Origin of the sequence: Paenibacillus vulneris, assembly GCF_039543185.1 — a bacterium.
In the GTDB taxonomy this organism is placed as follows: Bacteria; Bacillota; Bacilli; order Paenibacillales; family NBRC-103111; genus Paenibacillus_S; species Paenibacillus_S vulneris.
Map to the genome: position 1 here is coordinate 271,421 of NZ_BAABJG010000027.1, position 25,980 is coordinate 297,400.

The window sequence follows — 25,980 nt, forward strand, 5'->3', positions numbered from 1 at the left end:
TATGACGCATTACTTTCTTGAGCAAGAAAGCGTCGCATCGCGGTTCGGCGATGACGATGCAGCCATCCTGAAGGTTTTGGCCGAACGGTACGTGGGCGCCAATCCCCAGGCAGGTTTCACCTATCGGGCGTTTTACGCTTCCGGCATATTGCAAAATGAGGAGGGGCTCTATGAGCTTGATCTGGCCCGGCGGTTTCCAGCTGCATTGCCCGGGCAGACGGCCTACGCCTGCGCGCTCGTATGGAGCGATGGGGAACGCAATCTTGATTTGCTGATTCGCTGTCTAGGTCCTGTCCGATTTTTCTTTAATGGGGAGCTGGCCTACCAGTCGAATGTTATAGACGAGATGAAACCGGGTACCAGCGCCAAGCTGAATTTGAATTTCGTCAAAGGCTGGAATGCGCTGTTCCTCTCGTTTCGCTGTACGGCGGCCGGCTTCGGCTGCCTGATTGGAGCGGACGAGGCCAAGGTCCGCATTCTGAACGTGCTATCCCCGTTCTCCGAACGGCAGGGACAGGCAGGATGGGCCTTCTCGGAGCCGGTGAAGGAAGACCTCATTCCACAGGGATGGGACGTGCCGGAACTGCTTGGAGCCGAACATCCTCGTGACATACGCTGGCTGCCACGGGTACAGTGGGATGAAGACGCAGGAAGGCTTCCGACGCTGGAGCGGTTGTTCGGCAGGAGGCCAGGGAGCCAGGCCTATGCCTGGACCAAGCTGGACTGTTCCCGCATGACAGAGGAGTGGGTCACGCTTGAGGGGAGCTCGTCTGGTCCGGCCGAGGTATGGGTAGACGGCGATCTTGTCTTAGCCGTCGAGGCCTCTCACGGAGCCCCCTTCGCGGGCCGCTTCCGGCTGACGGCGGGCAAGCACGATCTCCTTGTTCGCAGCGTTTGCGGAGAGGCATCATGGGATTGTTCGCTGCAGGTTACGGGAGAGGGAACGAGCCGCCCCGAGCTGGCAGCCCCGATCCCGGTGCTTGGAGCAGAAACGCCATGGCTGTACGCGGGACCTTTCGGCGCGGAGCTGGAGCTTCCGTACGATGAATGGGTTCGTACGGATCGACTGTACCCGCTGGACTCGCCAGCGGTTATGAGTGTCGGTGCTGCTGATGCTGCTCAGCCGTCTGCCGATAGCTGGACGTATTGGCAGCTGGATCTGCCGAATGCCTGGATTCGTCCTTATTATGAGAACTCCATGCTGAGCAATAAATGGACCGTTGGGAACGTGACGAACTATGCACGCTGGGATTATCCCCTAGGCGTCACGGTCTACGGGCTGCTGCAGACGGGACGATGGCTGCAGCGGCCCGATTTGATCCGGTATGCGGCTGAGCATGTGCAGGCATGCACCGATTTGTACGAGTACTCGCTATGGGACCGTGAGCGATACGGCTTCCCCGCCATCAATCAGCAGCTCGTCATGATGAAGATGCTGGATAACTGCGGCTCGTTCGGCTCCGCCATGCTGGAAGCATTTCGCGATTGCGGGGACTTAAGGTTTCTTCCTGTAGCGGACCGGATCGCGGATTTCATGCTGAACCGGTTGGAGCGTAAGGACGACGGAGCCTTCTACCGGGTATGTGCAGATGAATACTCGGAGAATACGATGTGGGCCGATGACTTGTACATGAGCGCGCCGTTCCTGTGCCGGTTCGCTCAAGTAACCGGGAGGCCGGAAGCGCTGGATGAAGCGGCTCGGCAGTTCCTGTTGTTCCGCAGCTATTTGTTCTTGCCCGATGAGCGTATCGTGTCCCACGTGTATGATTTCAAATATGGGGCAGCGACCGGTATCCCTTGGGGGCGCGGCAATGGCTGGACGCTGTTCTCGCTATCCGAGGTACTGGAGGCGCTGCCGGAAGATCATGCGCTGCGTCCGGAGCTGCACGGCTTCTTCCGCGAGCTGTGCGAAGGGTATGCCGCGCTTCAGGCGGATAGCGGGCTGTGGCATCAGGTGCTGAATGATCCGGAGGCCTATGAGGAGGCGTCGTGCACGGCGATGTTCGCCTATGCCTTCGCACGAGGAGTCCGCTTCAAATGGCTGCATGATCCGCAGCGCTTTACTGCCGCCGCTTTCAAGGCATGGGCGGGCCTGGCTCGGTGCGCCATCGACCGGCAGGGCAATGTTCACGGCGTGTGCAGCGGCTCGCGGTATGCCTTTACGCCGGATTACTACAAGTATGATTTATTGACCGTCACCAACGATAATCACGGGATCGGCATCATGATGCTTGCAGGAACCGAAATCGCCAAGCTGAAGCGGTATCTGGCGGAGGCGAAGCAGAGCGCTGTATAACAGCTCTGCATATCCCCTTATGAAAAAGGGCCCCTTGCTGTTCGAGGGGTCAGTGTTGTTGAATAAACCAATAGTTCACGCAAAGTAGGCTTTTCAACAGAACCAGGCCCCATGAAATCTAAGGGGCCTTTTTCATGCTTCTTCTCGTCCTCCAGGCAGCCGCACAGTAACCTCAGTTCCGGATTCATCCGAGGTAATCGACAATGTGCCGGAGTGCAGCGCAACAATCTCCGAGCAAATCGCCAGACCTAGACCGGTTCCTTCGCCTTGGGGATGAACCTGATAAAACTTCTCCATGACCCTCGATAAATGCGCTTCAGGAATGATCACTCCCTGGTCATGAATCCTTATGCCAAGATAGCCCGATTCCTCTTCCGTTATCGTAACCCTAATAGCCGTATCGGAATAAGCGAATTTGATTGCGTTGTCGGCAATATTGAGAAAGACCTGCTTCAGCCGGTTTTCATCCCCCGGAATTAGTATGGATCCGTCGATGTCCTTATCATCGTATATGAATGTGACTTGTTTGGATTTCGCTTTTGCCGCTAATTGCAGCACCACTTCATTCAATAGCTGAGGCAGATCAACCTGCTGGACGTCCAAAGCCAGCTGCTTCTGCTCCAGCCGGGAGAAATCGAGAAGCTCCTCCACAAGCCCGACCAAGCGGTCCGTCTCCTTGGAGATGACCTTAAGCCCGGTTCTTGTTTCCTCATGATCCTTCATATCGCCCAGCAGGATCGTCTCGCTCCAACCCTTGATGCTGGTTAAGGGGGTCCGCAGCTCGTGGGAGATCGAAGAGATGAAGTCGTTTTTGAGCTGATCGCTTTTTACGATTTCCTGCGCCATGTAATTCAAGGTTTTGGCCAGATCCCCTAATTCGTATTTAAAGCCTTCGTCGACCCGGGTATCGAGCCGGCCCTTGGCCATTAAGGCGGAAGCGGCTGTAATCCGGTTAATCGGCTTTACGATCGAGTTGGCCAGCCCCAGGCTGATTAAGGAAACGGTAGCCAGAATGACCAAGCCGATGAGCAGGGCGATATTAGTCAGATTGCGGATGACATGATCGACCTCCTCCAAGGAAGTGACGTAGCGAAGCAGGGCGATGGGCTGTCCATTCCACTCCAGCGGCGTAGAGACGGCCAGCACCCTTTCTCCGGTATTTGCATTCCTGCCAACCCACCGGCTCGTATCGCCTTGTGCGGCGGACTTTACATCCTTGGTCCTGATCTGCTCATGGACGGCGAATCCGCTGGTGCTTGCCAGCACCATCCCTTGATTGCTCAGAATTTGAAGCTCCGCATTATCGTGCGCGAAGGATTCGATCACCTCGGGAAGCTGGCTGTCGAACATGAGCACGTTCAGATTATTATGGAACTTGTTGTAGAAGGAAGCAGACACCTGAGCGTGGTTGCTCAAATTGCTTGCTATGCTGTTATAGTAAAAGGTTCTGACCGAATACAGAAAGACACTCTCGGCCAATATCAAGGTCAGCAGCACGACGAGCACATAGTGGGATACGACGACTCTTTTGATTCCTTTACGTTTCATGACCCATATCCTTCCACCTGTAGCCAAGCCCCCAGACCGTTTCGATAAAGGCCGGCTTGGAAGGATCGTCTTCTATCTTTTGCCGGACACGGCGAATATTGACGTCGACCATTTTCGGATCGCCAATGTAGTTGGCTCCCCATACTTCGTCCAGCAGCTTGTCGCGGCTTAAAGGAATGTTGGGATGCTCCATAAACATGCAGAGCAAAGCGAGCTCGGTAGGTGTCACATCGATGACGGAGCCGTTCTTCCTGAACTCCCGCAGCTCCTTATGAAGCTCAAAAGGGCCGGAGCGGAGTATGTCATGCTGGACGGGTGTCCAGCTTTGAAGCTGAACGCGGCGCAGCAAGGATTGTACCCTCGCCATTAATTCGCCGGGACTGAACGGCTTGCTTATATAATCGTCGGCTCCAAGGGAGAGACCGAATATTTTATCTTTCTCCTGAACCTTGGCGGTCAAAAAGATAATGCCCACCCGTTCGTTAGCTTCGCGGATTTGCCGGCATACCTCGAAGCCGTCAGGTCCTGGCACCATGACATCGAGCAGCGCCACTCCGAGATCGGGATGCCGGCGGAACTGCTGCAGCGCTTCTTCACCGGTCGCGGCTTCGATACTATGGAAACCTTCTCTTTTCAAATTGACGACAATGAAGCTTCGGATGGATTCCTCATCCTCAAGAATCAGCACTTTATTCATGGGAACCCCCCTTTTGCTCAAGCTCTATTACAGAATGAAATTGTTGGACGTACGGCCTGCTTTGTTCGGTTAGATGCAGGAGAGTGACTGTTTTTTCGGTTCTTCCAATTTCCTGCCATTCGGGATCGGCGTCGTTCCTGTTTTCGCTCGGAATCGTCTTCCATTCGACGAGAGCTTCATCCCGATCTAGAGCCAGGAAGCGAATCGCATTCCCTTCGGGATCCCTTGCAACACGGAAGGAGTCGTTCCATTCGGTCGGAATATCGAAATAAAAGCTGTTGGTATAATCATAATAGCGCTTATAAAGCGGCTGCTTCTCCAACCCCTGCTGACCGTCCCAACGGTAATATTCAGTAATCCACGGCGTAGTGGCGTATGATTCCTCCTCCGAGCCCTTCGGTGCAACGAGAAGTCCGATTTCCATAATGCCGTCTCCGTTATAATCGCCGCTTTTGGTAGACCCCGGGTTAAAGGGAGCTTTGTCACCGGGGAATGCTTTGACAAGCTGACCGCCATCAAAATAGACCAGCTGCGTGCTGGACGAGTGAGCCCCAAGTCCGGCGTCAAGCAGCAAGCCTCTCTTTGACCCTGTAACATTTCCCGCAGCGATGTTGTAATACCCGTTCACATAGGGGTCCAGATCTACGGTTCCGATGGCTTGAAACTGCCGTGAATATTGGACCGTTGTTAACTTGGCGGCAACGCCGCGATCCATAGTTAAAATCGTTATATCCTTCACCTGGTCTTGATTCAGATCGTCCACGACCATTTCCGTATAAGGAGTCTGATACAGCTTGGTTAGCTGCTGTCCGTCCAAGTGATAGACGACAAGGCCCTTATTGATTTTGGCGCCGCCGGAAAAACCGACCAACAGGTCTGTGACGCCGTCCTGGGTGACGTCCTCGAACAGAAGGGTATCCAGCTCATACCCGTCGCCTTCAAATTCGCTCAGCAGCGTCCAGCTGTCGCCATTCTTTTGCCAGAGCATGCCCTTGATGCGTATTTCCTTATCGGGTGTCTGATAGAACACGACCGCTTCAGGCGTGCCGTCGTTATCGAGATCCTTAATATAGATGGAGCCGGTATCGGCCGACTTCTTGGGACGGATAATAGAGGCTCCGCTGGGCAGCGCCGATTGAATCATCTGCTTCAAGCTTTCCTTCTCTTCCGGAAGCTTGGGCATTCGCATATAGGATTGCGGATCATTGGACAGCGAGCATCCGCTGATCAGGACTGTCAGAATCATGAATAGCAGGATAGTGGGCCAAGATTTGGCTAGCAAGTTGATTTCGCCTACTTTCTGTTTGGCTGGAGGGGTGTACCCTCACCGGAGCCTTTTGGCAGTGAGTCAAGCTTCACAGGTTTCCAAGAGACTCCGGGGCCCGCCACGGATCATAACGATTATAACAGCTAATCCATGGCCAAAGAGTAACAAACTCATTACATTTTGTCAGGAAGCTTATGGGAATTAGGGAGGGTGTGATATAAATCACAGTAGGCTGCAGCAGTTCTGGCTACTATGAAATCAATCACATCTACATCTTGGCTAAAAAGAAAAGAGGGGTCTTCAATGAGATTGGGAATCGTAGGAAAAGTGACTTGGCTAGTTGTCATTGCTGTTGTAACGAGTGTTTTGTCCCTGCTTGTCATCGGCTATTACGTCAATTACAAGCAAATCGACCAAGCGGCCGGCGATGAATTGATAGGCTGTGCAAGCATTACCTCGGGGCTTCTGACGCCGGCCGAAATCAAGGAGCTGGCCAACGGTCAGGCTAGCCAAGTCTTGAGGGATAAGGTGAACTGGATCGTCGACCACAAGCCGATTTTCAAAAACGCCGCTATTATGAGTCTGGACGGGAAGCTGCTCGTTGCTGACAAGCGGCTGGAGAAAGAAGGCTTTACAGCAGGCGACTCCTTTTACATAGATCGTGAAGCCGTTGATATGCTGGTCAGCATGAAGCACCCGATGGCATCGTCTGTCTATACGTTCGGAGAAGGAGCAAGGAAGACGGGCTATGCTCCGATCTATGCAGATCATGACGCTTCCAAAAACATCGTGGCTTTGATGGCCATCGACTTTGACGCCGGCATCCTGGAGAACCGCACATGGACCATGCTGAGGTTCACGCTCCAGACGGGAGGCATCTTCCCGGTCCTTGCCGCATTCATAGCCTTTCTGTTGATCAGCCGGATGATCAAGCCGATTGAAGCGATTAGCGAGAGGGTCCGCCGCATTGCGGACGGCGATTTGACCGGAGAACCGATCGCGTCCAAAAGCAAGGATGAAATCGGCAGCCTGGTGCAGTCTGTTAATCAAATGACTTCGCATTTGAAGGAAATGATCCAAACGATTGATGACACCTCCCGTGAAGTAAACAAGACGACCAAGCTGCTCGCGGGAGACGCGGACCGTACGGTCGCTTCTATTCATACGATGACCTCTGCGATACAAGAAATAGCTGCCGGAGCCGAAGCCCAGGAGAAGGGGACGGAGGACAGCGCCAATGCGATGGAGGAGATTTCCCGCGGTATGAGTGAGATTGCCGACTCTTCGATGGCGATGGCGGAAATGATGTATGACACGTTAAAAGCGGCTGAGCAAGGAAGCGGCAATTTGGATAAAGTGCTGCACCAAATGGATTCCATTCATCATTCTGTCGAATCTTCTTCACAAGCTGTACGTGAGCTGTCCGCCCATTCTGAAGAGATAGGGGAAATCGTAAGGGTGATGAGGGACCTGTCCGCTCAGACGAATCTGCTGGCGCTTAATGCATCGATTGAAGCGTCGAGGGCTGGAGAGGAAGGACGGGGCTTTGCCGTAGTCGCAGGCGAAATCCGCAAGCTGGCCGAGCAGTCGGGCAGATCCTCCGAGCACATCGCGGAATTGATAGAAGCGGTTCAAGGGAAAGTGGCTCACATGGTAGCGGCTATGCAGAGGGAATTGAAAGAGATGGAGCTCGGCAAAAGCTATGTGAATCAAATGGCGGGAGGCTTTCATAGCATTGTAGAGAAGGCGCAAAAAACGAACGAGCAAATTATGGAAATCTCGGCCATATCCGAACAAATATCGGCAGGCTCGCAGGAGGTATCCGCTTCGGTGCTGGAGACGGCTGCCATAGCCAAAAACTCCTCGGTGCAGTCCTCCCAGGCGGCGGGCTTATCTCTCGGCCAGCTGGAATCGATGAGGCAGATTACAGGATCGGTACATAGGATAGAAACGATGTGTGAGGAGCTGAACGTGCTTGTTCGGAGATTTCGCATTTCGTAAGGATTTGGCGGGTTCTGCCGCTTGACTCGATTTTTCATGATAGATATAATATGAACATATGTAAATGATGGCAAACTCACAAGACGTATGGCGAGCACCCCGCTTGGGGTGCTTTGTTGCTTGAATATACGGAAACGAACAGCTGATTTTCAGGGTGGATGGAAAGGGGTCTATGACGATGAATTATAAGAATATATTGGCGGCACAGCTTGCCTCGAGGCTGGAAGGAGTGACGGAGGATTTCCTTGCAGATTTGGTTGAATACCCGCCGAATCCGCAAATGGGAGACCTGTCTTTACCCTGCTTTAAATTGAGCAAGCAGCTTCGTAAAGCGCCGCAGGCGATTGCAGAGGAATTGAAGCAGCAATGGGAGGGACATCCTGCGTTTCAACGCGTGGAGGCCGTATCCGGTTATTTCAATGTATTTCTGGAGCCGGCAAGCTTCGCATCCAGCGTAATTGGCGAGGTTCTGGAGAAGGGAGACCGTTACGGCTCACAAAATATCGGCCAAGGCCGCAACATCGCATTGGATTTCTCTTCGCCTAATATTGCCAAAGCCTTCCATATCGGTCACCTGCGTACAACGATGATCGGGAACGCCATTTATAAAATTTTTGAGTTTCTGGGCTATAATTGTATCGGAATTAACCACTTGGGCGACTGGGGAACCCAGTTCGGCAAGCTCATCGTAGCGTACAAGCTGTGGGGGGACAAAAGTGTCGTTGAAGCGGACGGAATCGACGAGCTGCAGCGCCTGTACGTGAAATTTCACGACGAGGCCGACGTAAAGCCGGAGCTTGAAGATGAAGCCCGCTCTTGGTTCGTAAAGCTGGAGCAGGGGGACGAAGAAGCGCTGCAGCTGTGGAGATGGTTCGTTGAAATCAGCTTGAAGGAATTCCAAAAAATATATGACCTGCTGGGCGTTCACTTTGATTCTTATGCAGGCGAGAGCTTCTATAACGATAAAATGGCCGCTGTTGTAGAGGAGCTGAAGCAGAAAAATCTGCTTGAAGAGGACCAAGGCGCGCTATTGGTACGCCTGGACGAATACAACATGCCTCCAGCCTTGATGATCAAGAAGGACGGCGGCACACTGTATCATACACGGGACGTTACGGCGGCGATCTACCGCAAGAACACCTATGATTTTGATAAATGTATCTATGTGACGGATGCAGGGCAAAGCCTGCACTTCCAGCAATGGTTTAAAGTCATCGAGCTGATGGGCTACGAATGGGCGGACCGCCTTGTGCATGTGCCATTCGGTAAAGTCAGCCTGGAGGGCGCCAAGCTGTCGACTCGCAAAGGAAACGTGATTCGTCTGGAAGAGCTGCTGACGCAGGCGATCGAGAAGACCAAAGCGATTATTGAGGAAAAGAATCCGAATCTGGAAAATAAGGATGAGGTTGCCCGCCAAGTCGGCGTGGGAGCTATCATTTTCAATGACTTGAGCAATAACCGGATTAAAGATATCGTGTTCTCCTGGGATGTTGCCTTGAACTTCGACGGCGAGACAGGCCCTTACGTTCAATATACACATACCCGCGCATGCAGCGTGCTGCGCAAAGCCAACGGCGGAGATTCCATCGCATTCGATGCGAAGCTGGAGCAAATCGATGCCTCGCTGCTGCAAAATGCCGAGTCGCAAGGTCTGCTGAAGCAGCTGTACTTGTTCAAGGAGCGTGTTGAGCAGTCGATGCATAAGCTCGAGCCTTCGATTGTCAGCCGCTATTTGGTCGATCTGTCGCAAAGCTTCAACCGTTTCTACCACGAATGTCCGATTCTGGTGGAGGATCAGGCGCTTCGCCAAGCGCGTCTGGCGCTGGTGAAATGTACGCAATTCACGATCCGCAACGGTTTAGCGTTAATCGGGATCGAAGCCCCGGAAAAAATGTAACCCATTCACCCGATGTCCTCGTGAAAACGAAGGGGATCGGGTGATTTTTTTTGTCTCGTTGGAGCTCCACACCATTTCATTCATGCACAAACGTATTGGTTTAGACACGGAAAGTTGGATGTAACCCCCTCAAGGCATCCCCTGCCTCTATATGTAGCATAGTTCGCGCAAAACCGTTTTTTCTCATCAAGGCAAATCCTTCAGCACACGAACTATAGAAACTAGACCTGGAAGGTCTGATGAACTGTGGTTCTATGGCGAATAATTTCATCCTGGAAGAGTATGAGCGCTTGGACAAAGTGGCAACAATGGTACCATATGAACCAGGGAGGCGGATGGCTTATGGCCAAAGGAGATGAGCTGGTCAAATATATGACCGAGCAATTCGTCAAGTATATGGAGACGCCGAGAGAGATTCGCAAGCAAACCCGTGCAACCCAGAGAGAGATGCGGGAGCAATGGCAATACCGATGGTTCGGGATGCTTCCGTTAGCGCTCCGAATGTGGATAGAGAGCCTTATTTGGCGCAAAAAAAAATGAAAAGCTTCTCTCCTTGGCCACGAAGTAGAAATACTCTTCGAGCTTAAGAGGCGGGAAGCTTTTCTATATAGGAGAGGAGGAGAAAAACCTAATGGAATAGTTTGCCCAGCTTGGAAGCTGCGGAATAGGGAATAGCCCTGGGTCCGTCCTGCTCCAGCAGCAGGAACGCTTCTTCATTCGTCCATTGATGGTACCCGGTCACGGCCAATGGTAAAGTGATGGAGCCGTTGTACAGCTCTGCGACGTACGTGAGCCTGCTTTGCTGCTTGAGAGCGTTTGCAAGCGTCCCGAACGTATCCAATGAAACCGGAGTACCCTTGACCCACGGAAGCCGGTCATAGGGATCGAAGGATTCAAGCTGAAGGCTTGACATTATGGAATGCTTGGTCAGTACGGATGACGCGGGCTCTTTATCCGATGGTACCTCCTCGAGCTGCTTATCGGAGGTAAGCGGGAGTACTTCTCCGCTCTTGGCATCGATGATAAACTGCTCCGTTCCCGAGGTTACTTTCCAGACGGCGTACAAGGGTCCGAAATACCAGCGTTCTGCCTTGTAAGAGGAATGAATAAGTTCAAGCTGTACCAGCGACTGGTACAGAGTGTTCAAGCTGAATAGCGGCTTGCTGCCTCTGCCGTACTCGGCGAGACGATACTTGGTCGGATCATTCGGGTCTGCGGCGTAAATAACCATGTAGCCAACCTCCGCCGTCCCTGCTTTGAGCAGCACGATCCAACCGTGAGTGCCCGGACCGAGAGGGTAGCTCGTCCAAGAGGCCTGCTTCCAGGCTTCAAAGCCCTGCTCGCTGGAAATACGCTTCACCCAGCCGTTGACCGCATCCATGAAGGTCGGGCTGGTGACGGTTAGATCCGACGTCGCGGGTGCAAGTGCGGTTGCCGGGATCGGCGGGTTATCGGGAAGCGCTGCCGTATGAAGCGGCTTCGCTGCCAGGAGGCTTGTCCACAGAAAAAGCCCGGCGAGCCATATTGTCGATCGTTTCATCCTTTCACCTGCTTGTCTTGGATATCGGGCACGGATGCTGTCACTTGAAGGAAGTGCTATGCCCTTATTGTATAAAATATGCCTTGAAAAGTTTGTTAGAACCTGTAACGCTGCAAAAAAAAGTTTGCTTCTTTTTTTGGCGCAATTCGTCAGTTCATAGCCGGATTTCTTGCGTGAAGGTGAAACAGTCCGCAATTGATGGCGGATATTAGGATGCGGGGCCGGAACTGCCAATCGATTTCCTGCCTGCGGTTAGCATATTGAGCTTCGATTTCCTGACGTTTTTCAATATCCGTATTGAGAATCATCGGTTCGTAATAGGAGCGAATCCGTTGAAGCTCATCGGCAAGGCGCAGCTGGGCTTCTTCAGCCCAGGAATGGTCGTAGCCATGCAAAATCGTCTCCAGGTGCTGCTCCAAGTAAATGACGGCTCGAGGCAGCGTGAATTTATCAGGAATCATATAGACCTGAGCCGGAATTCTCGGCGACAAGCGTTTGTCCCGCAGCCGTTCCTGGAAGTTCTCACAGATTTCCCCCGTGTTCATCTGGAAGCCGAGAGAATGGATTTCGCTTCGCTTCATATCACAAGCAAACTCTACTTTATAATTCACCTGCATCCAGGTTTCGTAGGCCGTTGTAGACAAGGGAGAGGCTTTGCTCTGCTGCTCGGGCTTATGCTGCTCGAATAGATGAACAAACCGGCCCTTGCTGCGGACCGCCTGGAAAATTTGCTCCAGCCTGCGGCTCCCGAACGTGACCTCGTCCTTCGGTACACGGGCGGTCATCTGGGTCGGAACGAAGCCGAAGTAACGCCCCAGGATACTGTCCTGCTGCGCAGGCGGCCCGGGCGGCCCTCCCGGAGCTGCCCCGGCAGCCTGCGCCGCCATCCCGGGCAGCTGCGCTTGAGGAGCCGGGGATACGGTCTGGCCGGGCCCTGCCGCTGTGGCTGCAGCGGCGGAGGACGCCTTATACGCCTCCGGATCGAAGATGAAGGTGCAGGTCATGGTCTCCGGTGCGACACCGGTGCGCTCTACGAAGCTCCAATAATAGGGCCGGTAGGTAAGCTCCTTATCTGCGGAGGGAGAGAGCTTCACGGTGACATAAGCCGGATGCTTCTCCAGAATGTCGCAATTCTCCGCTTCCAAGTAGCGCATAACAAAGCTCTGAATTTCCTCCGTTTTCATGGAGACACCTCCGCTTCGCCGGAAATCGGAGCAGTTTGGCCAACGGCATCCAGCATGGCGGTCAGCCTGTTCCCTTCCTGGGCCTGGCTCTCTCTTTCTACCTCCGAGCGGATGGTAGACAACGACCGCCCGAGATCGTCCATTTGTCGGCGGATATCTTCTTCTCCGGAGGAGGAGAGAATCATTTGGGCCAAATGCTTCTCCAGCGAATTTGTTTTCTCAAACCGTTCAAGAATGGTATCGAGCTCCCCGATGACGAGCTCGAACATGTTGATCTTTTCATGGAGCAGGGACAAAATATATTCTTCTATCGTTCCCTTGGTAGATAAGTTATAGATGTGTACATCATCCTGCTGGCCGAGCCGATGGACGCGGCCAATCCGCTGCTCCACTCTCATCGGATTCCATGGGAGGTCGAAGTTGATCATGTTATGGCAAAACTGCAGATTGATGCCCTCGCCTCCGGCTTCGGTAGCGACCAGGACCTGGGCGCGGTTGCGGAATAAATCCATCATCCAGTCTTTTTTGCCCCGGTTCATCCCGCCGCGGTAAGGAACAGCCGAAATCTTGTGCTCCTTCAAATATTGAATCAAATACTCCTGAGAGGCCCGATATTCCGTGAAGATGATGACCTTATCATTAATCTCCCGGATCAGCTCCATCACCTTCTCCGCCTTCGTATTCGCTTTAATGCTGCGGATCAGCTCCACCAGCTGCCAAATACGCGGACGTATCGGGGAATCCTCCGCTGTCTTCTTGAACATATTGACCAGCGTTATGAATACAGCATCGCGGCTGCTGCATACCTCCCGCTGAAGGGTTACGAGCGATAAGATGCTGCTGAGATCGCCCTTGGATTCTTCATAGCGGTTTTTGACGAAGTCGGTGACACCGTCGTAAAGCGCTTGCTCCTCGGGGGACAGCGTAAGCGGAATGTTGCGGACGATTCGCTTGGTGAAGTGCACGTTGCCGTCGCTTCGTCGATTGCGGATCATCACCTTCGACAGCTCCTGCTGCAGCTGATCTTCATTTTTCGGAATGCGTTTATCAACGACGAAATTGGCCTGAAAGCTGCCATGCCCGCCAAGCTGTCCAGGCTTCAGCAGCGTAATCAAGTTATACAGCTCGCCCAAATCGTTCTGCACCGGCGTTGCGGTCAAGAGCAGGCAATACTTTTTGCGGAGCTCATTGATGAATTGGTAGTTGGTCGTTTTCTTGTTCTTAAGCTTATGAGCCTCATCGACAATCAGCATATCGTATTCCATCCCAAGGACGATTTCCCGGTGCGGATCGCGCTTGGCCGTATCCATGGAAGCAACGATAACGTCGTACTGCGCCCACATATATTCCTTTTTCTGTGCAACGGCTGCAATGCCGAATTTCTGATTCAGCTCCCGCACCCATTGCAGCACAAGGGAGGCAGGGACGAGAATCAGCACTTTTTTGACCAGGCCGCGAATCATATATTCTTTTAATATCAACCCGGCTTCAATCGTTTTGCCTAAGCCCACCTCGTCGGCCAATATCGCTCTTCCGCGCATTTCGGTCAGCACTCTCTTAGCCGTTTCAATTTGATGGGGCATTGGAGTTACATTTTGGATATGAACGAGTGATTGCAGCTGGTCAAAGCTGGAAATCAGCGTCGACTTCTCGGCTTCATAGGCAAGCTGATACAACGTCCAGTCATCCCACGGACCGTTGCGAAGCGCTCTTTCGTGTAATTGCTCGAACCATTCCCGCTCATAATGCAGCTGTACATGTTCGTTAAAAGGCCGCACGTGTTCTTGTTTGTCTGTTGGTTGCATTAGCATGCCACTCCTTTTGACGCTTCCTTACATAGAAGGAAAGCTGGCAAACATAAGGGTAAAGCGTTAAAAATTAGTATGGACGAAAAGAACTACTTTCATAACCCGCATGAATGCTATATGATGATTAAATACAAGGTGGGAAAGGAAGGATGGGTATTGAAGGTATGGCTAACCTCTCTTGCTGCGGTTGTCCTGATCGGATTTGGCCTGTACCATTATGTAAGCAGGGACGTGAAACCGAAGCTGACTACGATTGACGCCGAGACCACTCAGGCCATCGATGAAACCGGAGATTTGCTGGTGACCGATAACCATCAGGTATTTTCCGTTAACAGCAAGACACAGCAGGGCAAGCTGATTTTGCAGACGTCCCAGCCGATAAGCAGCATCAATTATACCTCGGATCATACGGTGATCACGGTGTACAATCCCGAGGATGCCAAAGCGTTCAAGGGCTTCTATATAAGGGACAAGCAGTCGGACCATTTTGCCCAATATGCCACTCCGCAGCTATCGCCTAAGCACAGCTATGTGTATGGGGATTGGATGTTCGTATCGTCCGCTGAAACAACGGCTCAAAAAGGGACGGACATGACCAAGGTCGGCATTTACCAGCTCAAGGAGCATAAATGGGTGAAGGAATGGCTTGTGCCCGGCGGCGTAGAGGATATTAGAGGCTCCGGCAAGGAGGTCTATTTCGTCACCTCCAACAATGCGGATACCAGCTCCAACTTGTATAAGGCCGATTTGCAAAGCGGGGACTGGGGCAAGATGATCCAGGAGGCCAGACGGTATCCCCTCGATCAAGTCAGCATCGATTCGAACGGGGAAGTATACATGATGATCTCTCAGCGAAAGAAGACGGAATGGTCCAATAAAATATTCAAGTTTAATCCGCAGCAGGTGCCTTACGAGCTTACAAGCAATTTTGTATCCAATACGAGGCCTTATTCCTTTACGATATCCGCTCTGCAAGGTAAAATGCTAATTGATCGTTTTGACGTGACGAACAACACTCCGGACATTGAGAAGCCTCTGGCTCTGCTGGATTTGAAAAGCCATAAACAGATGCAGCTGGCTTGGGATCATCGGCCGGTAAGCATCACGACGCTTGGCGATCAATTCGCCGTTCTCGGAGAGGACGGGGCGATTGCTTTAGTCGGTTTGGATGCGACCGAGAAGCCGCAGCTTGAATTCAAGCTGGAGGAGTTAACGGAAGGCAAGGAAATTTGCGGGAAAAGATGAAAGGCGGTTAGACAGCATGAAGCCGACATGGCGGTTTATTTCCTCGGGATTGCAGCATCCCGCTTATAATATGGCTGTGGACGAAGCGATTCTGATCGCGCACAGCGAAGGAAAGTCGGGGCCTACGGTCCGATTCTACGGATGGAATCCGCCGACGCTATCGATAGGATATTTTCAAAAGTCGGAGGAGGTTCATTTTGAACAGCTCCAAAAGGAAGGGCTTGGCTTTGTCCGCAGGCCGACAGGCGGCCGTGCCGTACTGCATGATAAGGAATTGACGTACAGCATCATCGTCTCGGAGAGCTATCCTGGCATTCCGAGCGGTGTAACGGAAGCTTATCGGGTTCTGAGTGAAGGGCTGCTGTTCGGCTTCCAGAAGCTGGGGCTGGATGCGCAAATGGTTCATCTGGCTACGGAGGAAGAGAAGAGCAAGTATGCTTCCATGGGCTCTGCGGCGTGCTTTGACTCTCCATCGTGGTATGAGCTCGTGGTCGAAGGGCGCAAAATTGCCGGCAGCGCTCAAACCCGGCAGAAGCAGGTCGTTCTGCAGCATGGCTCGATTCTGCTGGACATGGACACCGATCAGCTGTTTCGCGTACTGCAATTCAAAAATGAGCGGATTCAAGCCAGATTGAAGCAGCAATTTACGCAAAAAGCCGTGGCCATCAACGATATTTGCCGGGAATTAGGCAGAGCGCCGGTACAGCTTCAGGATGTGGAACGCGCATTCCGGGAAGGAATGGCGGAAGGATTGAACGTGGAGCTGGAGGAAAGCGGGCTGACGGAATACGAGCTGTCGCTAGTCGAGCAGCTGATGGCAGACAAATATGCCAACGATGAATGGAACCTTCGGAGATGATTCTCCGAAGGTTTTTTGCTGCGTAGGGGGAGAAAGATCAGCTCTTTATTGCTGCTTTGGGAAGACGCTCTTCAAAGGCTCTTTGGAGCTTCACTGTGACCGGTCCGGGTACTCCCTGGCCTACTGTTTGCTTATCAATACGGATGATCGGAGTAATCTCCGTGGTCGTTCCGGTAATAAAAGCTTCGTCAGCCGTCCGCAGATCATCAAGAGTAAACGCTTCTTCCCGAACGGGGAGGTTGAGCTGGCGAGCCAGCTGAAGCACAAAAGCCCGGGTAATGCCATGCAAAATCAGGTGGTTGGCGGGATGCGTTCTGAGCTCTCCGTTCTTGACGATCATCATGTTCGAGGCGCTGCATTCCGTAACGGTTCCGCTGCGGTGCAGTATGACTTCATGAGCCCCTTGATCCAGCGCATGCTGCTTGGCCATAACGTTAGGAAGCAGGTTCAATGTCTTCAGGTCACAGCGAAGCCAGCGGATATCCTCCATGGTGACAGCTGTTATCCCCTTCTCCATGGTTTCAAAAGGTCTGGCCATCTCCGTCGTGTAAGCCATGAGCACCGGCTCAGCTTGTGCAGGGAATGGGTGAGATCTTGGTGCGGCGCCACGGGTAATTTGCATATAAACCGTACCCTCCGCAAGCTCGTTCAGCCGGATCAATTGGTTCAGCAGCTTATCCAGATGCCGCGTTGAATAAGGGAGCGGAATCCGCACATCTCTGGCGCTTTTCTCCAGTCGTTCGTAGTGGCCTTCGGCTTCAAACAAAATGCCGTTGTAGACACGGAACACCTCGTATACCCCGTCTCCGAAATAGTAGCCGCGATCATCCGGAGATATGCGGACCTGCTCCTTGGAAACAAACTCATTTTGGTATAAATACATTCAAACGGGCCTCCTTAGGGCAAAATATACAGGAACATATGTTTGCTGTTTTTGCATAAACTATGTTATAATACCAATCAACGGATAGGCTGACGATTATCATTTTCGCTGCTACTCAAATAGGTTATCAATGATAGAAACAGATGTCAAAATCGAATGGATCGCCCTGAGGGTGCAACGATTTTTAGCAGGATGCCAATAGGTCTCCGGACTCTAATTGACCATTTTTCGCCACTGGGAAGCACTGATTTTTGTCGAATAAAATGAAGCTGGTGTTAACGAAAAAAAGCGAATAAAGGAGCAAATAGGAGCATTCGGCTCGACGTCTTGTCCTAATTTCCAAATTCCGCTACTGGCCCATTAGAAGCACTATATATTGTATTGTATAATGGATAATGCATACCAGATATTGTGATATTTGTTGCAGTTTAATTTTCGGGAGGTTGTTGTATTGAACACGGTGAACGGCAATAAACTCGAGGGATTAAGTGAAAAAATATTTCTAGACCGCTACGCGATGAAGGACGCGGATACGAACCATACACAGGTTGGAGATACCGTACTTGTTTTAACGAAGGACGATCCTAAATTTCCGGCCAAGGAAGTCGGCGAGGTCATCTCTAGAGACGGTAAGCAAGTTCGTGTAAAGCTTCGCAGCGGAGATATAGTGGAATCTTCCGTAGAAAAGCTTACTTTAACATTGGAGAAAACACCGGAGCAGCTGTGGGACCGGTTGGCCCGGGCCATGGCCTCAGTCGAAGCAACCCCCGAGAAGCAGGACGAGTGGACTCATAAATTCAGATATATATTGGATGATTGGAAGCTGGTTCCCGGAGGCAGGATTGCTGCAGGCGCGGATGCCAGCGATGAGCTGACGCTGTTTAACTGCTATGTTATTCCGTCACCGCATGACAGCCGCGGAGGCATAATGAGCACGCTCTCCGAAATGACAGAGATTATGGCGCGCGGAGGCGGCGTCGGCATCAATCTATCCTCATTGCGTCCGCGCCGCGCTGTAGTAAAAGGAGTTAACGGCTCCTCAAGCGGTGCCGTATCCTGGGGCGGATTGTTCAGCTATACGACCGGTCTGATCGAGCAGGGGGGCAGCCGCCGCGGCGCCTTGATGCTCATGATGAACGACTGGCACCCGGATGTCGTAGACTTTATTACTGTCAAGCAAACGATGGGACAAATCACGAATGCCAATCTGTCCGTCTGCGTCAGCAACGGCTTCATGAAGGCCGTGAAGGAAGATCTGAACTGGGATCTTGTCTATCCTGATACGACGGACCCAGAGTATGATGAGCTCTGGGACGGAGATTTGGACAAATGGAAGAAGCTCGGCAAGCAGGTGAACGTGTACCGCACGGTGAAGGCGCGCGATGTATGGCATACGATTATTGAATCGGCGTGGAAATCGGCAGAGCCCGGCGTCGTATTCATGGAGTATTATAACCAGATGTCTAACAGCTGGTACTTTAATCCGATTATTTGCACCAATCCTTGCGGGGAGCAGGGGCTGCCGGCCTGGGGCGTCTGCAATTTGTCGGCGATCAATTTATCCCGATTCTATGATGAGGATAAGCAGGACGTAGCATGGGACGAACTCAGCAAGGTCGTTCGCTACTCCACACGCTTCCTTGATAACGTTATAGATAAAACGCCGTACCATTTCGAGCAAAACCGGATCAACCAGCAGGGCGAACGCCGTGTAGGGCTCGGTACGATGGGTCTGGCAGAGCTGATGATCAAGCTGGAGATTCGTTACGGGAGTCCGGAGTCGCTCGTATTCCTGGATCAGCTTTACGGTTTTATCGCCAAAGAAGCTTACCTTGCTTCGGCAGATATTGCCGCCGAGAAGGGCAGCTTCGAGAAATTCGAGGCTGAGCCGTTCCTGCAAAGCGGCTTCATGAAGTCGATGACGAGCGTCTATCCCGAGGTTGGAACAGCCATTCAGAAAAAGGGTATGCGCAACGTTACTGTTATTACGCAAGCACCTACAGGCAGCACAGGGACCATGGTTGGAACCTCTACGGGGATCGAGCCGTACTTCGCATTCGAGTACTATCGGCAGAGCCGTCTAGGCTTCGACAAGCAGTATGTGCCTATTGCCCAAGAATGGAAGGACGCTCATCCGAATGAGGAGCTTCCCGACTACTTTGTGACGGCGATGGATTTGTCGGCGGAGGATCATATTCGAGCCCAAGCCGCTATTCAGAAATGGGTCGACAGCTCCATCTCGAAGACGGCCAACTGTCCTTCCGATTTCACCGTAGAAGAAACCAAGCGATTGTATGAGCTTGCCTTCGATCTTGGCTGCAAAGGGGTAACGATTTATCGTGACGGCAGCCGCGATGTGCAGGTACTTTCCACGGATAAGAAGGAGGAGACTTCTGCTCCTGCGGAGACGTTGAAGGCTGAAGCGAAACCGGAGGCGCCACAAGCGGGCGAGGAACTCAAAGCAGTTAGCAGCGTGCTTCAATCCATGGCGGTTTCTACCGATGCGAAGCCTGGCACGGTAGTGGATAAGGAATATAAACGCCGTCCGCAAATCCTGCGCGGCGCTACTTATAAATTCAATACACCGTTCGGAATGGCCTACATTACGATTAACGATATGAACGGCTCTCCGAGTGAAATCTTCTTGAACGTTGGGAAAGCGGGCTCCGATGTGTTCGCGATGTCTGAGGCATTAGGCCGAGTCATTTCTTTGTTCTTGCGATACGGCGACCATGGCAACAAGGTGCAGCTTCTGACAAAGCATCTCAAAGGCATTGGAGGCTCCGGTGCGATTGGTTTCGGCGCCAACCGCGTCGAATCGATTGCGGATGCGGTAGCCAAGGCGCTGGAGATGCACGGCGATTTCTCCGACGAGGCGGACGCTTACGTCACAGCAACTCAGGAAGTCGTCACAGAGACGACGGCCCAATACGCAGTGAACCGCCAGTCGGCAACTTCGCTCGACTTGTGCCCATCCTGCGGCAGTGCTTCACTTATTAACACCGAGGGCTGCAAAAACTGCAGCAACTGCGGCTATAGCAGATGTAGTTAAGGGTAAAGAGAGGGGGAGCCCGGGGGAGTCCCTCTCTTTTTTTATTTAGGCTATGTTAAACCTTATTGTTGATATTTGATGTTTACGAACATTCGTTCTATAGTGAGGGTAATCATATGGTTTGGAGCTGATTACCCTATGGATATAAAGGAACTGATAAAACTCGCTAAGGGCTTGGACAGTAAGGACAAGCAACAGCTTACTCTCTTTTTGCAGTCGGAAACCAAAGGTGGGGCAGCTCCTTCCCGAGTGATTGATGAAAATCAAGAGCAAAAGCATAAAGACGGGCTGGTTTGCCCGCATTGCCATAGCCATAGCGTTGTTCGTTTCGGAAAGTACACAATTACAACACGAGCGGGAGCGGTCAAACGCCAACGTTATCGCTGCAAGTCTTGCCTTCAAACGTTCAATGACCTGACGAATACGCCTCTCCAGCGGACGCGGCGACCTCATCTGTAGGTTCGCTTTATCGAACTGATGTATGAAGAGGTTTCATGCGTGACCCTCTTTTACTGGCGCCATAAGATTCTCGCTGCGCTTAAGCACATTACCGTTTCAAGTCCGATGGGAAACAGCGCGTCAAAGGCGTTTACCATATCCAGAACGTCAACAGCTACCATAGCCGTCTGAAGAAGTGGATGGACCGTTTCAACGGTGTGGCAACTAAATATTTGGAGCATTACCTGGCGTGGTTCCGCTATCTTGACAGCAAGGAATATGAGAACACAACGTCGAATAAGAAAAACATGTTGGTGTCCTCATGCCTTTTCTCTGTGAAGAATACGAACGCTAGGCTTCGACGGATGGCATACTGTTGAGTGATCGCGAGTATAGTTTAGGCTGAAACCAGAAATGTGTGCTTTGCGAATGGTCGGACTCAACCATGTTAGAAAAGACCTATGCAATGAACATTAGTTTAGGATTGGAAGGAGGTCGTCAAGTGAAACAAGGGGTAGGTAAAATGAGGGCACTGGTGTATGATACCTACGGAACACCCGATGTCCTACGAATGGAAGAAGTGGAAATCCCCCAACCTTTGGATCATGAAGTGCTGATCAGAGTGCACGCTGCATCGGTGAATTCCTGGGATTGGGATCTCCTACGTGGAAAACCGTTTGTGACCCGACTTGGCGGACTTCGCAAGCCCCGTTACCGCACCCTAGGCGCTGACATAGCGGGGCGGGTAGTCTCTGTGGGCGCAGCTGTCAATAAGTTTAGGCAGGGGGACGAAGTTTTTGGAGACATTTCTGGTTGCGGTTGGGGCGGGTTTGCTGAATATGTATGCGCTAACGAAGAAGCATTGACACAAAAACCTGAAGGTTTGAGTTTTGAACAGGCAGCCGCCATTCCACAAGCGGCTGTTCTAGCCTTACAAGGATTACGTGATAAAGGAAAGCTTTCAAAAGGTTATCAGGTTTTGATTAATGGGGCGGGCGGCGGTGTAGGTACATTTGGAATTCAATATGCCAAATTGCTTGAGGTTGATGTGACTGGTGTGGATAGAGCTGAGAAGCTGGAAATGCTGCGTTCAATCGGAGCAGATCACGTGCTGGATTATACGAAAGAAGATTTCACCAACAGCGGTCGGCGTTACGACGTGATCCTTGATGTTGTCGGGAATCGTTCGATTTTCGAGATCAAGAAAGCACTCAAATCAGGAGGCACGTATGTCATGGTTGGCGGTTCTCTGCCTCGGATCCTTCAGGCTCTGCTGGTGTCACCGTTGATCGCTTGGGTTGAAAAGAAGAAAGTGAAGGTACTAGTTCATAAACCGAACCATAACGATCAGTTGGTATGGAAATCCTTTATTGAAACAGGTCAGGTCAAGCCAGTTATAGATCGGCGGTTTTCTTTAAAGGACACAGCAAAAGCACTTGAGTATTTTGGAGAAGGTCGCGTGGTAGGCAAGGTAGTCATTAATTTGGAAACACAGGTTCATTGAGAGTCAGTTGCGGAGAACTTTAGCTGAAAAACCCGCCGTACAATGGCGGGCATCTTTCAAAACTCGTCCAAGGTTATACGCCAAGAAAAAGCTCGAAACGCTTTGGCAGGAAAAGCTCCGTAGGTACTGCCGGAGGTGGAGTCCTGGGAGCCTTAGTCGGCTCTGCATTGGGTCCTGTAGGCACTATTGTTGGCGGCATTGTAGGCGCTGCTGTAGGTAACAAGGCAGGAGAAAGTGTCGGAGCAAATGTTGACGATAACGATCATGCTGCCGAAAATCATGGTGAAGATCGGTAACTTTATTTGACGAAAGATTGGGACGCGGGAGCAACCTGCGTCCTTATTTATTATCAGACCGGATGCGATCAAGCTGGTAATTTATTTTTAGCATGTGACCTTGTTTCAAATCTATCGTCTTGGGGTAATAAAGGTTGAATCATATGTTCTTTATTATATGAGATATGAGAAAGGAAAGAAGGGCGGACTATGCAGCAATTAACGGAAATTGACCACCAGGTTCTTTTTGAACAAGTATATCGCATTGCTCCCATAGGCATCGCTTTTGTCTCATTAGACAGAAAGTGGGTCAATGTAAATCCCACCATGTGCAGAATATTCGGTTATTCGGTAGAAGAGCTGAGGGAACTTACTATGAGAGACCTGCTCTTTGAAGCAGCCGAAAGCCAGACGGAGGTTCTAATAAGTGAATTGCTAGATAACGGGAGAGAATCCTGCCAAGCGGACGAACGTTTCGTACAGAAAAACGGCGAAATGATTTGGGCTTCCTTGCACGTTTCTCTGGTTCGCGATGAGAATGATGGAAGTCCGCAATATTTTATTTTCCAGATCATTGACAATACGAGGAATAAGCTTGCCGAGCAAAAGCTGCAGGAAAGCATTGAACGCTATACTTCATTAAAAAAATACAATCATGACGCTATCATATCTTTTGGACTGGATGGTAATATTATTAACGGTAATCAAATGGCGGAGCAATTAACCGGCTATAAGATAGAAAAGCTAATCGGAGAGAGTATCTCCAAAATCCTGGGACCTAAAATTTTGGCTGATATTTTTTCCTCAGCTCAGGATTATTCGTCTGTAGAAAAAAATATTAATTATATTTATCACAAAGATGGACATACGGTTGAAGTGCTGGCCACTTTGGCTCCCATTTTTATACATAGTAAGAACTTCGGATTTTATCTCATTGCCAAGGATATGACGGAGCAAAAGCGGCTGCTTATCGAAAAAGAGGCTGCCGAGAAAACGAACAAGGCCAAGAGCGAGTTTTTGGCCATGATGAGTCATGAGATCCGGACCCCTATGAATGGGGTTATCGGCATGACGGATTTACTGTTGGAGACCCAATTGGATTCGGAGCAGCAGGAGTATGTGCAAATTATAAAAAAAAGCGGGAACACACTTCTCACGATCATTAACGATATTCTGGATTTTTCCAAAATCGAGTCAGGGGTTTCTGAGGTCGCTATGGAACCGTTCAATGTTCGAGTCATTGTCTCGGAAACTATCAATATTATTATGCCAAGAGCATTGGAAAAGAGCTTGGTGATTTCTACCTCGGTTTGTCCTAATGTTCCTAATATTGTAGGTGGCGACGACACGAAATTAAGGCAAGTGCTTATTAATTTGCTTAGTAATGCTGTGAAATTTACAGCGGAAGGCACGATATCCGTTTCGGTGGAGTGTCTGTCCCTCGAACGGGATCATGTTTGTCTTCAGTTTTCTGTTCAGGACACGGGGATTGGTATTCCTAAGGACAAGGCCGCATACTTATTTGAGCCATTTTACCAAGTCGATAATTTCATGACCCGCAAGACAGAGGGGACAGGCTTAGGCTTAGCTATTTGTAAAAAGCTGGTTCAGCTTATGGGCGGGGAAATCACCTATGAAGCCTCGGCTGAACCATCCGGATCGCGGTTTGTCTTCACGACCCAATTTCAGCTTGAACCCCATTCGGAGACAAATTCCTTAGAATATGCTCTTGATCCTATAAGTACGACGGACAATACTCTTCATATTCTGATAGCTGAGGATAATGCCGTGAATCAGATCGTGTTAAAGAAGATGGTTGAGAAGCTGGGATATCGGCCTGCTATCGTGGAAAATGGCCTTGATGCGGTTGAAGCGGTTCAACGCTTCCCTTATGATATTATTTTTATGGATGTGCAAATGCCGGGAATGGACGGATTGGAAGCCACCCGGCAGATTAAAGCCAAAATGACGGGTGGGAAAACTCCATTCATTGTAGCGGTAACGGCTCATGCCATAAAAGGCGATCGCGAAAGATATTTATCCCAGGGAATGGATGAATATGTGAGTAAACCGATTAGTATGAATGCGGTAGCTGCAATTATAGAGAAGTATATGGAGAACACACCTTAGGGTGTGTTTTTTAGTATGGGATAGATACGCGGATTCGGGCGTAAGAGCGGATGTGTTTATGGATATGGAACTGCAGGCGTCTGCCGGTCATGCTAGAATTTGACAGCCGCTTTGGGGGTCAAGTAATCTAGTAATAATATTCCCAGAGGAGGCATGGCATTGAAATATTTTACTATATTTGCATCCAGAAACGATATGGACGATATCGAAGATATCATTACGGACCTGTATGCGAAAGACCATACCATCGAGAAAAATAGAAATGATTATACTGTCGAGACAGGCTCGCTGTTCAACAAGCGGAAGACGATTATCCGGGTGTCGAATGAACGCACGAATCCCGCTTACTTCGAAACGAATATTCCCGGGATGATGGGGTTTTACGACCGCATTCCTTTTGCCGACGACCATCGGAAGGGACTGGTCTTAACGCAAATCTCAGTATTGAATACGATAATCGCGCTCGAAGCGGAGAAGGAGCTGAACGAGAAGCAGCTGCAGCTATGCATGGCGCTGCTGTCCAAGGTCGAAGGGATCGGCTTTTTGCAGGATGGAACGCTTCTTGATTACGACGGTCAAGTCATTGTGTATCCTGACGGAACGTCGGGTCCGGCCGATTTCCGGCCCCGGGCCTGCACCGTGAAAGTGGTCGGGCCGGAGGCTGTATCCGATGAGGGCGAGCGAAGAAAAAGAGCCTCCATCGATTATATCCGGGAGCGCGGTGTCCCGTATCTGGAAGCTTTGCCTCAGCTGCCGTCCGCAGCCGAATGCCGATGGAAGTCGCAGGAAGAGATCGCCAGGAGAGCGGTTGCTCTGCTGATCGTGATCCAGTACGCTTGCGACATCGCACAAGGCGGCGACCTCGCCGAGTCTAAGGATTTTGTTATGAATACGCTGCGGACATTCGGCGTAGAGGACGAGCTGACCCCAAGCGAACGCCGGCTGCTGGAAGCGGAAGAACCGGCGCCGCAAGAGGCCGTCAATATCGCATGGCAGTACGAAGCGTACTGGCCGCTGATCTGGGCGCTGCAGCTGGTGGAGACGCTGGAGTTCCCCGACCGGATTTGCGATTGCAACTATGCGATTGAGGTCGTCTCCCGCTGCGGATCGTTCGAGGAATTTTACCGGCAGACGGCCATGCGCAGCCGGGAGGAAATTTTGGATGAGGCGGACAAAATCTATCGTCTGCAATGGGCGTGCGTAAACAGCCGCATCCAGGGACAGGAAGCCCCTGCAGGCATGAACGAGAGCGTCGTGATGGAGAGGCGCAGAGGATTGTTCTGGATGGTCGGCTGCGACGACGAGGAATGGGATCATATCCCGATGGATACATAAATAGCGATAAGAACATGCGCA

Annotated in this window: 19 protein-coding genes and 1 pseudogene; 13 read left to right on the forward strand and 7 right to left on the reverse strand. The window is 51.2% G+C overall.

Annotated features, from left to right (window positions below):
- Window position 1 precedes the first annotated feature (1 nt).
- The gene (locus tag ABEA66_RS24215) at window positions 2–2,296 is read left to right on the forward strand and encodes a glycoside hydrolase family 88/105 protein (RefSeq protein WP_345591517.1); all 2,295 of its coding nucleotides are present in this window, start codon (window positions 2–4) and stop codon (window positions 2,294–2,296) included.
- A gap of 132 nt (window positions 2,297–2,428) precedes the next feature.
- On the opposite strand, the gene ABEA66_RS24220 is transcribed toward ABEA66_RS24215, so the two are convergent.
- The 3 genes from ABEA66_RS24220 to ABEA66_RS24230 are packed head-to-tail and all read right to left on the reverse strand — an operon-like array spanning window position 2,429 to window position 5,823.
- A complete protein-coding gene (locus ABEA66_RS24220; RefSeq protein ID WP_345591519.1) occupies window positions 2,429–3,844 on the reverse strand; it encodes a sensor histidine kinase in 1,416 nt (471 codons plus the stop codon).
- On the reverse strand, window positions 3,834–4,541 hold the full coding sequence (locus ABEA66_RS24225; RefSeq protein ID WP_345591521.1) for a response regulator transcription factor: 708 nt from the start codon (window positions 4,539–4,541) through the stop codon (window positions 3,834–3,836). Before ABEA66_RS24225 ends, ABEA66_RS24220 begins: the two co-directional genes overlap by 11 nt.
- The gene (locus tag ABEA66_RS24230) at window positions 4,534–5,823 is read right to left on the reverse strand and encodes an FG-GAP repeat domain-containing protein (RefSeq protein WP_345591523.1); all 1,290 of its coding nucleotides are present in this window, start codon (window positions 5,821–5,823) and stop codon (window positions 4,534–4,536) included. The genes ABEA66_RS24225 and ABEA66_RS24230 overlap by 8 nt, the downstream gene beginning before the upstream one ends.
- 288 nt (window positions 5,824–6,111) lie before the next feature.
- On the opposite strand from ABEA66_RS24230, the gene ABEA66_RS24235 reads away from it, so the two are divergent.
- The 3 genes from ABEA66_RS24235 (at window position 6,112) to ABEA66_RS24245 (ending at window position 10,246) form a co-directional block, all read left to right on the forward strand.
- Complete coding sequence (locus ABEA66_RS24235; protein WP_345591525.1) at window positions 6,112–7,809, forward strand: methyl-accepting chemotaxis protein; 1,698 nt, start codon at window positions 6,112–6,114, stop codon at window positions 7,807–7,809.
- Window positions 7,810–7,987: 178 nt separating this feature from the next.
- On the forward strand, window positions 7,988–9,706 hold the full coding sequence (gene argS / locus ABEA66_RS24240; protein ID WP_345591527.1) for an arginine--tRNA ligase: 1,719 nt from the start codon (window positions 7,988–7,990) through the stop codon (window positions 9,704–9,706).
- 342 nt (window positions 9,707–10,048) lie between these two features.
- The gene (locus ABEA66_RS24245; RefSeq protein WP_079908688.1) at window positions 10,049–10,246 is read left to right on the forward strand and encodes a YqzE family protein; all 198 of its coding nucleotides are present in this window, start codon (window positions 10,049–10,051) and stop codon (window positions 10,244–10,246) included.
- Window positions 10,247–10,334: 88 nt separating this feature from the next.
- On the opposite strand, the gene ABEA66_RS24250 is transcribed toward ABEA66_RS24245, so the two are convergent.
- From ABEA66_RS24250 to ABEA66_RS24260, 3 genes are all read right to left on the reverse strand, one after another.
- Window positions 10,335–11,246, reverse strand: a complete 912-nt coding sequence (locus ABEA66_RS24250) for a hypothetical protein (protein WP_345591531.1) — start codon at window positions 11,244–11,246, stop codon at window positions 10,335–10,337.
- A gap of 149 nt (window positions 11,247–11,395) precedes the next feature.
- Complete coding sequence (locus tag ABEA66_RS24255; protein ID WP_345591533.1) at window positions 11,396–12,430, reverse strand: YqhG family protein; 1,035 nt, start codon at window positions 12,428–12,430, stop codon at window positions 11,396–11,398.
- Window positions 12,427–14,235, reverse strand: a complete 1,809-nt coding sequence (locus ABEA66_RS24260) for a DEAD/DEAH box helicase (protein ID WP_345591535.1) — start codon at window positions 14,233–14,235, stop codon at window positions 12,427–12,429. Before ABEA66_RS24260 ends, ABEA66_RS24255 begins: the two co-directional genes overlap by 4 nt.
- Window positions 14,236–14,394: 159 nt before the next feature.
- Between ABEA66_RS24260 and ABEA66_RS24265 the strand changes: the two genes are divergently transcribed.
- Window positions 14,395–15,483 (forward strand): hypothetical protein, encoded by a 1,089-nt coding sequence (locus tag ABEA66_RS24265; RefSeq protein WP_345591537.1) that lies wholly within the window; start codon window positions 14,395–14,397, stop codon window positions 15,481–15,483.
- Window positions 15,484–15,499: 16 nt separating this feature from the next.
- On the forward strand, window positions 15,500–16,342 hold the full coding sequence (locus ABEA66_RS24270; protein ID WP_345591539.1) for a lipoate--protein ligase family protein: 843 nt from the start codon (window positions 15,500–15,502) through the stop codon (window positions 16,340–16,342).
- Window positions 16,343–16,379: 37 nt separating this feature from the next.
- On the opposite strand, the gene dat is transcribed toward ABEA66_RS24270, so the two are convergent.
- A complete protein-coding gene (gene dat, locus ABEA66_RS24275) occupies window positions 16,380–17,225 on the reverse strand; it encodes a D-amino-acid transaminase (RefSeq protein WP_345591542.1) in 846 nt (281 codons plus the stop codon).
- Window positions 17,226–17,742: 517 nt separating this feature from the next.
- Between dat and ABEA66_RS24280 the strand changes: the two genes are divergently transcribed.
- From ABEA66_RS24280 to ABEA66_RS24305, 7 genes and pseudogenes are all read left to right on the forward strand, one after another.
- Window positions 17,743–20,277: an adenosylcobalamin-dependent ribonucleoside-diphosphate reductase gene (locus ABEA66_RS24280; protein ID WP_377741470.1), complete on the forward strand. Its 2,535-nt coding sequence runs from the start codon at window positions 17,743–17,745 to the stop codon at window positions 20,275–20,277.
- Window positions 20,278–20,415: 138 nt separating this feature from the next.
- Window positions 20,416–20,736, forward strand: a complete 321-nt coding sequence (locus ABEA66_RS36405) for an IS1/IS1595 family N-terminal zinc-binding domain-containing protein (protein ID WP_425571499.1) — start codon at window positions 20,416–20,418, stop codon at window positions 20,734–20,736.
- An 89-nt stretch (window positions 20,737–20,825) separates the two neighbouring features.
- Window positions 20,826–20,982, forward strand: a pseudogene (locus ABEA66_RS36410) (IS1595 family transposase); the annotation flags it as partial.
- Window positions 20,983–21,217: 235 nt separating this feature from the next.
- Entirely contained in the window at window positions 21,218–22,219 is a 1,002-nt protein-coding gene (locus ABEA66_RS24290) for an NAD(P)-dependent alcohol dehydrogenase (protein ID WP_345591546.1), read from the forward strand.
- A 23-nt stretch (window positions 22,220–22,242) separates the two neighbouring features.
- Window positions 22,243–22,515, forward strand: a complete 273-nt coding sequence (locus ABEA66_RS24295; protein ID WP_377741472.1) for a glycine zipper domain-containing protein — start codon at window positions 22,243–22,245, stop codon at window positions 22,513–22,515.
- Between the two features lie 189 nt (window positions 22,516–22,704).
- Entirely contained in the window at window positions 22,705–24,624 is a 1,920-nt protein-coding gene (locus tag ABEA66_RS24300; RefSeq protein WP_345591548.1) for a PAS domain S-box protein, read from the forward strand.
- Window positions 24,625–24,783: 159 nt separating this feature from the next.
- Window positions 24,784–25,959: a DUF4272 domain-containing protein gene (locus tag ABEA66_RS24305; protein ID WP_345591550.1), complete on the forward strand. Its 1,176-nt coding sequence runs from the start codon at window positions 24,784–24,786 to the stop codon at window positions 25,957–25,959.
- The last annotated feature ends 21 nt before the right edge of the window (window positions 25,960–25,980 follow it).